Origin of the sequence: Streptomyces sp. Ru72, from assembly GCF_002920635.1 — a bacterium.
Classification (GTDB): Bacteria; Actinomycetota; Actinomycetes; order Streptomycetales; family Streptomycetaceae; genus Streptomyces.
The window spans coordinates 19402-30126 of sequence record NZ_PQSR01000100.1 but is presented as its reverse complement, the minus strand read 5'-3'; the positions used below and the strand labels follow the sequence as shown (position 1 = coordinate 30126).

Sequence of the window (10725 nt, the reverse complement as noted above, 5' to 3'; positions counted from 1 at the left end):
CTCGCCCTGCACCTGGGCGGGGTGGGCTCCAACTGGGGCGCGATCCTGCTGGCCACCATCTCCGCGGTCGCCTTCGCCACCATCCTCGCGGTCGTGGCCGGACTGACCCTGGCGTCCTCCTCGTCGTTCGCGCACGACATCTACGCCAACGTCATCAAGAAGGGCACCGCCACCGAGAAGCAGGAGGTGAACGCGGCCCGCTGGGCGACGGTCGGCATCGGTGCCGTCTCCATCGTCCTCGGCGCCCTGGCCCGTGACCTGAACGTCGCCGGCCTGGTCGCCCTGGCCTTCGCGGTCGCCGCCTCCGCCAACCTGCCGACGATCCTCTACAGCCTGTTCTGGAAGCGGTTCACCACCTCCGGCGCCCTGTGGTCGATCTACGGCGGCCTGGTCACCGCCGTCGGCCTGGTCCTGTTCTCGCCGGTGGTCTCGGGCAAGCCGACGTCGATGTTCCCGGACGTCGACTTCCACTGGTTCCCGCTGGAGAACCCCGGCATCATCTCCATCCCGGTCGGCTTCCTGCTGGGCTGGCTGGGCACCCTCCTGTCGAAGGAGGAGCCCGACGCCGGCAAGTACGCCGAACTGGAGGTGCGGTCGCTGACCGGCACCGGGGCGCACTGAGAACCGCTTCTCGCCGACGGCCGCGTCGTCAGGATCGCAGGGTCCTGCGACGCGGCCGCGTCGTCCCTCGTGCGACGGGCCGGTGTCGTTGTCAGCGGCGTCACGTAGGCTCGCAGGTGATGGTGCGGGTGACGGAGAATGTGTGATCCGCGACGAGGGAGGGGGCCCACGTGCTCATCGACACCTACGGCCGGGTGGCCACCGATCTCAGGGTCTCGCTGACCGACCGGTGCAATCTGCGCTGTACGTACTGCATGCCCGAGGAGGGCCTGCAGTGGCTGGCCAAGCCAGACCTGCTCACGGACGACGAGATCGTCCGCCTGATCGACATCGCGGTCACCTCACTGGGCATCGAGGAGGTCCGCTTCACCGGCGGCGAGCCGCTGCTGCGCCCCGGTCTGGTCGGCATCGTGGAGCGGGTCGCGGCCCTTCGGCCCCGCCCCCAGATGTCCCTCACCACCAACGGCATCGGCCTCTCACGCACGGCGACGGCCCTGAAGGCGGCGGGCCTGGACCGCGTGAACGTCTCGCTGGACACCCTGCGCCCGGACGTCTTCAAGACCCTCACCCGCAGGGACCGCCACAAGGACGTCCTCCACGGCCTGACGGCCGCCCGGGAGGCCGGCCTGACCCCGGTCAAGGTCAACGCGGTCCTGATGCCGGGCCTGAACGCCGACGAGGCCCCGGACCTGCTCGCCTGGGCCATCGAGCACGACTACGAGCTGCGCTTCATCGAGCAGATGCCACTGGACGCCCAGCACGGCTGGAAGCGCGAGGGCATGGTCACCGCCGGGGACATCCTCGCCTCGCTGCGCACCCGCTTCGAGCTGACCCCCGAGCGCGCCGACGAGCGCGGCTCGGCCCCGGCCGAACGCTGGCTGGTCGACGGCGGTCCGCACCGGGTGGGCGTCATCGCCTCTGTGACCCGCCCGTTCTGTGCGGCCTGCGACCGCACCCGCCTGACGGCCGACGGCCAGATACGCACCTGCCTGTTCGCCACCGAGGAGACCGACCTGCGCGGCGCACTCCGCTCCGGCGCTCCGGACGAGGAGATCGCCCGCATCTGGCGGCTCGCGATGTGGGGCAAGAAGGCGGGCGCGGGCCTGGACGACCCGTCGTTCGTCCAGCCGGACCGGCCGATGTCGGCGATCGGGGGTTAGGACCTGCTGGGGTCTCAGGCGCCTTCGGGCGCTTCCCAGTCCTCCAGCTCGACGACGTCCTTCAGAAACCCCCGCACACCGAGGAACTGCGACAGGTGCTCCCGGTGCTCCTCGCACGCCAGCCACGTCTTGCGGCGCTCCGGCGTGTGGATCTTCGGGTTGTTCCACGCCAGCACCCACACGGCGTCGGCACGGCAGCCCTTGGCGGAGCAGATCGGGGTTTCGTCAGTCACAGCTTCGTCTCACAGCCACGGCAAACAAGGCGACGCCGAGCAGCCACGGGGGGAGCTGCCCGGCGTCGGTCTGTCGCTCCGACGGGGGATGCGGAGCGCGTACGAAGTATGTCACGGGTAACCCAGTACCCGGCACTGGAACAACATGATTGATCTGAGCTTTTCCTGAGCTTGGTGCGGGGTGCGATTCCGCTTGCCGGCATCCGTCGTGGTCAGGTCCGCTCGCGTGGTTCGCCCGGGACTCCGGCCGCGGGCTGCGCCGGAGCGTCGTCCTGGCCGGATTCCTTCGAGGTGTCCGCCGCCGGCGGCGCGATCATCGGACGCACCGGGACGTTGACGAACGTCGACGGCAGCGACGGCGCGTTCTCGCGTCCGGCGTTCGCGATGACCACGGCGATGTAGGGCAGCACAGCGCCGAGCACCAGCGCGATGATCGCGACGGGCCGCTCCACGTTCCACAGGGTGGCCGCGAGGATCACCGATACCGTACGGATGCTCATCGACACGACATAGCGGCGCTGCCGGCCGCGCACGTCTGCCTCGAGCCCCTGCCGGGCGCCCGTGATCCGGAACACCTGGGCGTTGCCGCCGCCGCTCCGCTTCCGCATCACACCGCACCACCGCCTGTCCCGGACTCTCCCCGGCCCGTGCCTGCCGCGTAGCCGGTCAGGACCCGAGCCCGAACAGTCACCACGTTACGCCGCGCCCCGCGCGCCATCGAGACCGGGGCGCCTCCTGCCTGCGCGAACGTGCCGCGCACCCCGCGTACGGGTGATCCCGGCGTGCGCCGTACGGCGGGCGGTCCGAGACTGGGCGTACTGCTCACGTCTCACGTCGAGCCGTACAACCGTGCGAGGAGTCGAGGAGGCAGCCATGGGCTGGTTGTGGGCGATCATCGTCGGATTCGTGCTGGGCCTGCTGGCCAAGCTCATCCTGCCCGGCAGGCAGCACAGCCCGCTGTGGCTCACCACCCTCCTGGGCACGATCGGCGGCCTCGTCGGGAACGCCGTCGCCCGCGCCATCGGCATCGCCGCCACCCCGGGCATCGACTGGGGCCGCCACGGCCTCCAGCTCGCCGCGGCGGTCCTCCTCGTCTTCGTCGGGGAGATGGCGTACATGACCCGCAGGGGCGGCAGACAGCGGGCATGACGGTACGGCGAAGGGGCGGCCCCATGACGGGACCGCCCCTTGCTGCTCTGCGTGGCCCAGGGGGTCACACGCCCTGGCTGACCGAGCTCATGTTGAAGTCCGGCACCCGCAGCGGCGGCATCGCGGCCCGGGTGAACCAGTCGCTCCATTCGCGCGGCAGGGTCTTCTCCGTGCGGCCCGCCTCGGCGGCGCGGCCCAGCAGGTCGACGGGGGACTCGTTGAACCGGAAGTTGTTGACCTCCCCGACGACCTCGCCGTTCTCCACCAGGTAGACGCCGTCCCGGGTCAGGCCGGTGAGCAGCAGGGTCGCCGGATCGACCTCCCGGATGTACCACAGGCAGGTCAGCAGCAGCCCGCGCTCCGTGTCGGCGACCATCTCCTCCAGGGAGCGGTCGGAACCCCCCTCCAGGACCAGGTTCCCGATCGCGGGCGCGAGCGGCAGACCGGTCAGGGCCGCGGTGTGCCGGGTGGTCGTCAGGTGCTTCAGCTCGCCGTCGCCGATCCACTCCGTGGCCTGCACCGGCAGCCCGTTGTCGAACACCGACATGTCGTCGCCGGAGGCGTGCGCGACCACGAAGGGCGGAGTCTCCAGACCGGGCTCCTTCGGATCGCTGCGCAGGGTCAGCGGCAGCTCGGAGAGCCTCTCGCCGATGCGGGTGCCGCCGCCGGGCTTGCTGAAGACCGTACGGCCCTCGGCCGCGTCCCGGGCCGACGCCGACCACAGCTGGTAGATCAGCAGGTCCGCGACCGCCGTCGGGGGCAGCAGCGTCTCGTAGCGGCCCGCGGGCAGATCGATCCTGCGCTCCGCCCACGCCAGCCGCTGGGCCAGCTCCGCGTCCAGCGCGGCCGGGTCGACGTCCTTGAAGTCGCGGGTCGAGCGCCCCGCCCACGCCGAACGCGTACGGTCCGGGGACTTCGCGTTCAGCTCCAGCGTGCCGTTGGGCTGGTCGTGGCGCAGGCGCAGCCCGGTCGACGTACCCAGGTACGTGGACACGAGCTCGTGGTTGGCGAAGCCGTACAGCTCGCGCCCGCCCGCACGGGCTCGGGCGAACGACTCGCCGAGCGCCGGCGCGAAGTCCGCGAAGACGGCGGAGGAGGTCTCGACGGGCGCGTCCGTGAAGTCCGGCGACTCGGCCACGCCCGTGACCAGCGGCTGCGCGTCCTCGGCCGGCCCGGCGCCGCGCGCGGCGGCCTCCGCGGCCCGGACCAGGGGCTCCAGCTCGTCCGCGGTGACCGCCGAGCGGGAGACGACCCCGGAGGCCGTGCCCTCCTTGCCGTCGACCGTCGCGACGACGGTGAGGGTGCGCCCGCGCGTGACACCGTTCGTGGTCAGCGCGTTGCCCGCCCACCGCAGATTGGCGGTGGAGTGCTCGTCGGCGATGACGACACACCCGTCCGCGCGGGACAGCTCGAGGGCACGCTCGACGATCTCGTGCGGCTTGTTCGTACGGGCGCTCATCGACCGGCCTCCTGCGTGGTGTTGAGACTGTGCTTCCCCGGGGGACGACTCCCGGGCCCCCGGCCGATGCCGTAGGTGATGCTCATCGGCCGGCCTTCTGCGCAGCTGACACTCATCGACCGGCCTCCTGCGTGGTGTTGAGGATGTTGACCCCCCTGAAGAGAGCCGATGGGCAGCCGTGCGAGACGGACGCGACCTGGCCCGGCTGGGCCTTGCCGCAGTTGAAGGCGCCGCCGAGGACGTACGTCTGGGGGCCGCCGACGGCCGCCATGGAGCCCCAGAAGTCCGTCGTGGTGGCCTGGTAGGCGACATCCCGCAGCTGACCGGTGATCCGCCCGTTCTCGATCCTGAAGAACCGCTGCCCGGTGAACTGGAAGTTGTAGCGCTGCATGTCGATGGACCAGGAGCGGTCCCCGACGACGTAGACGCCCCGGTCCACACCCCCGATGAGGTCCTCCGTCGACAGCCCGGCCGGGTCCGGCTGCAGCGACACGTTGGCCATGCGCTGCACCGGCACGTGCGCGGGGGAGTCGGCGTACGCGCACCCGTTGGACCGCTCGAAGCCGGTGAGCCTCGCGATGCGCCGGTCCAGCTGGTAGCCGACCAGCGTCCCGTCCTTGACCAGGTCCCAGGACTGGGCCGCCACGCCCTCGTCGTCGTACCCGATCGTCGCGAGCCCGTGCTCGGCGGTGCGGTCGCCGGTGACGTTCATCAGCTCGGAGCCGTACCTGAGCTTGCCGAGCTGGTCGAAGGTGGCGAAGGAGGTGCCGGCGTACGCGGCCTCGTAGCCGAGGGCCCGGTCCAGTTCGGTGGCGTGCCCGATGGACTCGTGGATGGTCAGCCACAGGTTGGACGGGTCGACGACCAGGTCGTACACCCCTGCCTCGACGCTCGGCGCGCGCATCTTCTCGGCGAGCAGCCCCGGAATCTGCTCCAGCTCCGCGTCCCAGTCCCAGCCGGTGCCCGTCAGGTACTCCCACCCGCGCCCGACCGGCGGCGCGAGGGTGCGCATGGAGTCGAACTCTCCCGTGGACTCGTCCACCGACACGGCGGTCAGCTGCGGATGCACCCGCACGCGCTGCTGGGTGGTCACGGTCCCCGCCGTGTCCGCGTAGAACTTGTTCTCGTGGACGGTCAGCAGTGAGGCGTCGACGTGGTTGACCCCGTCGGCCGCGAGCAGCCGCCCGCTCCACTCGGCCAGCAGACCCGTCTTCTCCTCGTCGGGCACGGTGAAGGGATCGATCTCGTACGACGAGATCCAGGTCTTCTCCGCGTGCACCGGCTCGTCGGCCAGCTCGACGCGCTCCTGCGAACCCGCCGCCCTGATCACCTGCGCCGACAGCTTCGCCATCGCCACGGCCTGCGACGCGACCCTGGCGGCGGCGTCCTGGGTCAGATCGACGCCCGAGGCGAATCCCCAGGTCCCGCCGTGCACGACCCGCACCGCGTACCCCAGGTCGGTCGTGTCCGAGGACCCGGCGGGCTTGCCGTCCCTGAGGCGCCAGGCGGCGCTGCGCACCCGCTCGAGCCGGAAGTCCGCGTGCTCGGCCCCGAGCGACCGCGCGCGTGCCAGCGCGGCGTCGGCCAGGGCCCGCAGCGGCAGTGCCGTGAAGGCTTCGTCGATGGAATGAGGCACGGAGGTCTCCCTGCTGTCGTGGCCTGTCGGGTCCGATCATGTCGCGCGGGCGGGCACAGGGACCACACCTTTGCGTCCGGTGGCCGGGCCCGGCTGTCCGGAACCGTCCCCATGGCGGGACGCTTCTGTAGGGACCCGACAGTGAGTCCCCTACGCCACTGTCGGTGCCCGATTGTCCGCGCGGCCGGGCGGACCGATAGGTTCTCGACGTAGGCGCCTGTCCTGCAGGGGTTCCAGACCGCTAACGAAAGGGTGATCCGTTGAGCCGCTCGGTTCTCGTCACTGGAGGCAACCGAGGCATCGGCCTCGCCATCGCCCGGGCGTTCGCCGACGCCGGCGACAAGGTCGCGATCACGTACCGCTCGGGTGAGCCGCCGGCCGGCTTCCTCGCGGTCAAGTGCGACATCACCGACACCGAGCAGGTGGAGCAGGCCTACAAGGAGATCGAGGCCCAGCACGGCCCGGTCGAGGTCCTCGTCGCCAACGCCGGCGTCACCCGGGACCAGCTTCTGATGCGGATGTCCGAGGAGGACTTCACCTCCGTCATCGAGACCAACCTGACCGGCACCTTCCGCGTCGTCAAGCGCGCCAACCGCGGCATGCTGCGCGCCAAGAAGGGCCGGGTCGTCCTGATCTCCTCCGTGGTCGGCCTGCTCGGCTCGGCGGGTCAGGCGAACTACGCCGCATCCAAGGCCGGCCTGGTCGGCTTCGCGCGTTCCCTCGCCCGGGAGTTGGGCTCGCGCAACATCACCTTCAACGTCGTCGCGCCCGGCTTCGTCGACACCGACATGACCAAGGTGCTCACCGACGAGCAGCGTCAGAACATCGTCTCTCAGGTGCCGCTCGGCCGTTACGCGCAGCCCGAGGAGATCGCCGCGACGGTGCGGTTCCTCGCCTCGGACGACGCCTCGTACATCACTGGAGCCGTCATCCCGGTTGACGGCGGACTGGGAATGGGTCACTGATCACCATGAGCGGAATTCTCGAGGGCAAGCGCGTCCTGATCACCGGTGTGCTGACGGAGGCCTCGATCGCCTTCCACGCGGCGAAGCTCGCCCAGGAGCAGGGCGCCGAGGTCATCCTGACCGCGTTCCCGCGGCCCACCCTGACCGAGCGCGTCGCCAAGAAGCTGCCGAAGCCCACCAAGGTCATCGAGCTGGACGTCACCAACGACGAGCACCTCGCCCGCCTGGCCGACCTCGTCGGCGAGGAGCTGGGCGGCCTCGACGGCGTCGTGCACTCCATCGGCTTCGCCCCGCAGGACGCGCTCGGCGGCAACTTCCTGAACACTCCGTTCGAGTCGGTCGCCACCGCCATGCACGTCTCGGCGTACTCGCTGAAGGCGCTCACGATGGCCTGCCTGCCGCTGATGCAGAACGGCGGCTCGGTCGTCGGCCTGACCTTCGACGCGCAGTTCGCGTGGCCGCAGTACGACTGGATGGGCCCGGCCAAGGCCGCCCTGGAGGCGACCAGCCGCTACATCGCCCGTGACCTGGGCAAGCAGAACATCCGCTGCAACCTGATCTCGGCGGGCCCGCTCGGCTCCATGGCCGCCAAGTCCATCCCGGGCTTCGGCGAGCTGGCCTCCGTGTGGGACAGCCGCTCCCCGCTGGAGTGGGACCTGAAGGACCCCGAGCCGGCCGGTCGCGGTGTCGTCGCGCTGCTGAGCGACTGGTTCCCGAAGACCACCGGCGAGATCATCCACGTGGACGGCGGACTGCACGCCATCGGCGCCTGAGCCTGCGCCGCGGGTATGCCGTGGAGCGTGTGACCGTGCGCTCTCGGCCCGCGTAGGCGATTGCGCAATCGCTCACGCGCCCGCATCGCCCGGTCGTACGAGCCCGACGCCCCGTCTCCCGCCGCGCGCGGGGAGCGGGGCGTCGCCCGTTCGGAGTACCTGACCGGGCGTGCCGGGCCATCCGGGACACACGCTGGGAGCAACGCACCGCCCCGCACGCCGCACGGCCGAGGAGGTTCCCTTGTGCGCTTGTCCCCCCGCTTCGCCCCGGCCTTCCTCTCGCTCGCCCTGGTGACGGTCCTGCCGTACGACGCCATGCCGCCGCACGGGAAGCGCACCGCGTCGCACGCGCGCGAGGACGCCGGAAAGTCGGCCGACCCGGCGCCCTTCGGCTCCGAGTGCCGGGTCCGTGTCACCGGCACCCACGTCGTCGCGTACTGCCACAACCCCAATCCGGACACCGATCACGTGAGCCTGCACATCGAGTGCGCCCAGTGGTGGGACATCGACACCGACACCGCCCCGGCCGAGGCGGGGCCCGCGATGACCGTACGGCTGACCGGGCGGTGCTGGGAGGCGGTGCGCTCGGCGTGGGTCACCCACCGCAGATGAGTGGGCCTCAGCGGTCGACGGACTCGGGGTGTCCCGGGCCGCACATCCGCGGATAGCTCGCCGCCGCCGTTCCCGCCGCCTCGGCGTCGCCCGCACGGATCGCGTCCACGAGCGCCGTGTGCTCCATGTACGCCTCCGGCGTGAGCTCCTCGCCGACGTCGCCGCGCAGCCAGTCCCGCAGCACCTCGCCCAGGTCCGCGTACATCGCGGTCATCACGTCGTTGTGCGACGCGGCCACCACGGCCAGGTGGAAGGTCGCGTCGGCGGTCACGAACGCCTCCGCGTCCCCGGACTCCCAAGCCTCCGCACGGCGCACGAGGAGGGTGTCCAGCTGCTTGAGGTCCCGCTCGGTGCGCCGCTCGGCCGCCAGCCGGGCGGCGCCCGACTCCAGGGTGCGGCGCAGCTCGGCGATGTGGTTCGGGTCTGCGCCGGCGAAGCGGCGGTGCATCACGCCCGCCAGCTCGCTGGTCGCCACCACGTAGGTGCCCGAGCCCTGGCGGATGTCCAGCAGGCCGTTGTGCGCGAGCGCGCGGACGGCCTCGCGGACCGTGTTGCGGGCGACCCCCAGCTGCTCCACCAGTTCCGGCTCGGTGGGGATGCGGGAGCCCACCGGCCACTCACCCGAGGTGATCTGGTTCCGCAGCTCGGCGATGACCTGTTCGGACAGCGCGGATCTGCGGGGGTGGCTCAGCGGCATGACCGTCCTTCGTGCGGGCCGGGAGCGAGGCGGACGATCGGGAGCGTAACGCAGCCCCCGCGTCCTCAATCATCCTATGATTCTATGATAGTGCGCATGGCATCCGAAGAGAGCGGAACGACGACGTCCGCACCGATACGCGTTTCCGAGGGGAAGCGGGTCGATGCCGGGGTCTCGGCCACGCGCGCGTGGCGGACGCGTCTGCTGGTCATCGGCATCGTCCTCAGCGCCCTCAACCTGCGCCCCGCCATCACCAGCCTCGGCGCCCTCCTGGAAGAGGTGCGCGACGGGCTCGGCATGAGCGGCAGCGTCGCGGGCCTGCTCACCTCCGTGCCGCCGCTCTGCTTCGCCGTCTTCGGTGTCATGGCGCCACGACTCGCCCGCCGCTTCGGGCCGGGCGCCGTGGTGTGCGCCGGAATGGCCGCGATCACCGCGGGCCTGGTCGTCCGCCCGTACGCCGGGAACACCGCCGGCTTCCTGGCCGCGAGCGCGCTCGCACTGATGGGCATCGCGGTCGGCAACGTCCTGATGCCCGTGATCGTCAAGCGCTGGTTCCCCGACCGGGTGGGCTCGATGACGGGCCTGTACTCCATGGCGCTCGCCTTGGGCACCTCCCTGGCGGCAGCGCTCACGGTGCCCATGACCGACGCCCTGGACGGGCGGTGGCAGTACGGGCTCGCCGTGTGGGCGGCGCCGGCGGCGGCGGCCGTGCTGCCGTGGATCGCCTTCGTCCGCGCGCGCGACGCGGGCTCCACGGACGGCGACACCGCATCCCCGGACGGCGACACCGCCTCCGCGCGCGTGGAGCCCGACGGGCTGCGGATCACCCGTAGCCGTACCGCGTGGGCGCTGGCCGTCTTCTTCGGGCTCCAGGCCACGGCGGCCTACATCACGATGGGCTGGATGGCGCAGATCTTCCGCGACGCCGGGGTGCCCGCCGGCACGGCCGGTGTGCTTTTGGCCGTCACCATGGTGATGGGCGTGCCCCTCGCCTTCGTCATCCCGCGACTGGCCGCCCGGCTGCCGCACCAGGGCCCGATCGTGATCGCGCTCGGGGTCTGCGGTCTGGCCGGCTACGCGGGCCTGTACTGGGCCCCGGCGGGCGGGGCCTGGACGTGGGCCGTGCTGCTCGGCATCTCCAACTGCGCCTTCCCGCTCGCGCTCACCATGGTTGGGATGCGGGCCCGCACCGGCGCGGGCGTGGCCAAGCTGTCGGCGTTCGCGCAGAGCACCGGGTATCTGCTGTCGATCCCGGGGCCGCTGCTCGTCGGCGTCCTCTACCAGCACAGCGGCGGCTGGGGCCTGCCGCTCGCGCTCATGGCCGGGCTCATGGTCCCGCAGATCGCGGTGGGCGTCCTGGCAGGCCGCGACCGGATCGTGGAGGACGAGGCGACGCGCTGAGCGGCGGCCGCCCCCGCCG

The 10725-nt window shown here is 71.5% G+C and carries 12 protein-coding genes; 7 read left to right on the top strand and 5 right to left on the bottom strand.

The window, feature by feature from the left end; all coding sequences use genetic code 11:
* Together C3488_RS32010 and moaA are read left to right on the top strand one after the other, a co-directional pair.
* Positions 1–621: cation acetate symporter (locus tag C3488_RS32010; protein ID WP_374955471.1), on the top strand; the 621-nt coding region annotated here is incomplete at its 5' end.
* Between the two features lie 170 nt (positions 622–791).
* Positions 792–1781, top strand: coding sequence for a GTP 3',8-cyclase MoaA (gene moaA, locus C3488_RS32005; protein WP_103844384.1), 990 nt, complete (start codon positions 792–794; stop codon positions 1779–1781).
* A 14-nt stretch (positions 1782–1795) separates the two neighbouring features.
* On the opposite strand, the gene C3488_RS32000 is transcribed toward moaA, so the two are convergent.
* Together C3488_RS32000 and C3488_RS31995 are read right to left on the bottom strand one after the other, a co-directional pair.
* On the bottom strand, positions 1796–2014 hold the full coding sequence (locus tag C3488_RS32000; RefSeq protein ID WP_103844383.1) for a hypothetical protein: 219 nt from the start codon (positions 2012–2014) through the stop codon (positions 1796–1798).
* A gap of 212 nt (positions 2015–2226) precedes the next feature.
* Positions 2227–2622, bottom strand: coding sequence for a DUF3099 domain-containing protein (locus tag C3488_RS31995; RefSeq protein WP_103844382.1), 396 nt, complete (start codon positions 2620–2622; stop codon positions 2227–2229).
* Positions 2623–2887: 265 nt separating this feature from the next.
* Between C3488_RS31995 and C3488_RS31990 the strand changes: the two genes are divergently transcribed.
* Positions 2888–3163, top strand: coding sequence for a GlsB/YeaQ/YmgE family stress response membrane protein (locus tag C3488_RS31990; RefSeq protein WP_103844381.1), 276 nt, complete (start codon positions 2888–2890; stop codon positions 3161–3163).
* A gap of 64 nt (positions 3164–3227) precedes the next feature.
* Here C3488_RS31990 and C3488_RS31985 read toward each other — a convergent pair whose 3' ends face one another.
* The gene (locus C3488_RS31985; RefSeq protein ID WP_103844380.1) at positions 3228–4622 is read right to left on the bottom strand and encodes a TldD/PmbA family protein; all 1395 of its coding nucleotides are present in this window, start codon (positions 4620–4622) and stop codon (positions 3228–3230) included.
* A gap of 112 nt (positions 4623–4734) precedes the next feature.
* On the bottom strand, positions 4735–6258 hold the full coding sequence (locus C3488_RS31980) for a TldD/PmbA family protein (RefSeq protein ID WP_103844379.1): 1524 nt from the start codon (positions 6256–6258) through the stop codon (positions 4735–4737).
* A 260-nt stretch (positions 6259–6518) separates the two neighbouring features.
* On the opposite strand from C3488_RS31980, the gene fabG reads away from it, so the two are divergent.
* From fabG to C3488_RS31965, 3 genes are all read left to right on the top strand, one after another.
* Entirely contained in the window at positions 6519–7223 is a 705-nt protein-coding gene (fabG, locus tag C3488_RS31975) for a 3-oxoacyl-[acyl-carrier-protein] reductase (RefSeq protein WP_103844378.1), read from the top strand.
* A gap of 5 nt (positions 7224–7228) precedes the next feature.
* Positions 7229–7996: an enoyl-ACP reductase FabI gene (fabI, locus tag C3488_RS31970; protein ID WP_103844377.1), complete on the top strand. Its 768-nt coding sequence runs from the start codon at positions 7229–7231 to the stop codon at positions 7994–7996.
* A 243-nt stretch (positions 7997–8239) separates the two neighbouring features.
* Positions 8240–8608 carry a hypothetical protein gene (locus C3488_RS31965; protein WP_103844376.1) on the top strand — a complete coding sequence of 123 codons (369 nt, stop codon included), beginning with the start codon at positions 8240–8242 and terminating at the stop codon, positions 8606–8608.
* 7 nt (positions 8609–8615) lie between these two features.
* Here C3488_RS31965 and C3488_RS31960 read toward each other — a convergent pair whose 3' ends face one another.
* Positions 8616–9305, bottom strand: coding sequence for a FadR/GntR family transcriptional regulator (locus C3488_RS31960; RefSeq protein ID WP_103844375.1), 690 nt, complete (start codon positions 9303–9305; stop codon positions 8616–8618).
* An 84-nt stretch (positions 9306–9389) separates the two neighbouring features.
* On the opposite strand from C3488_RS31960, the gene C3488_RS31955 reads away from it, so the two are divergent.
* On the top strand, positions 9390–10706 hold the full coding sequence (locus C3488_RS31955; RefSeq protein ID WP_103844374.1) for a CynX/NimT family MFS transporter: 1317 nt from the start codon (positions 9390–9392) through the stop codon (positions 10704–10706).
* The last annotated feature ends 19 nt before the right edge of the window (positions 10707–10725 follow it).

Bases quoted from the DNA above. Each gene is read 5' to 3' on its own strand.
- C3488_RS31990 (WP_103844381.1), top strand. From the start codon at position 2,888: ATGGGCTGGTTGTGGGCGATCATCGTCGGATTCGTGCTGGGCCTGCTG.
- fabI (WP_103844377.1), top strand. From the start codon at position 7,229: ATGAGCGGAATTCTCGAGGGCAAGCGCGTCCTGATCACCGGTGTGCTG.
- C3488_RS31995 (WP_103844382.1), bottom strand. From the start codon at position 2,622: ATGCGGAAGCGGAGCGGCGGCGGCAACGCCCAGGTGTTCCGGATCACG.
- C3488_RS31985 (WP_103844380.1), bottom strand. From the start codon at position 4,622: ATGAGCGCCCGTACGAACAAGCCGCACGAGATCGTCGAGCGTGCCCTC.
- C3488_RS31960 (WP_103844375.1), bottom strand. From the start codon at position 9,305: ATGCCGCTGAGCCACCCCCGCAGATCCGCGCTGTCCGAACAGGTCATC.
- C3488_RS31955 (WP_103844374.1), top strand. From the start codon at position 9,390: ATGATAGTGCGCATGGCATCCGAAGAGAGCGGAACGACGACGTCCGCA.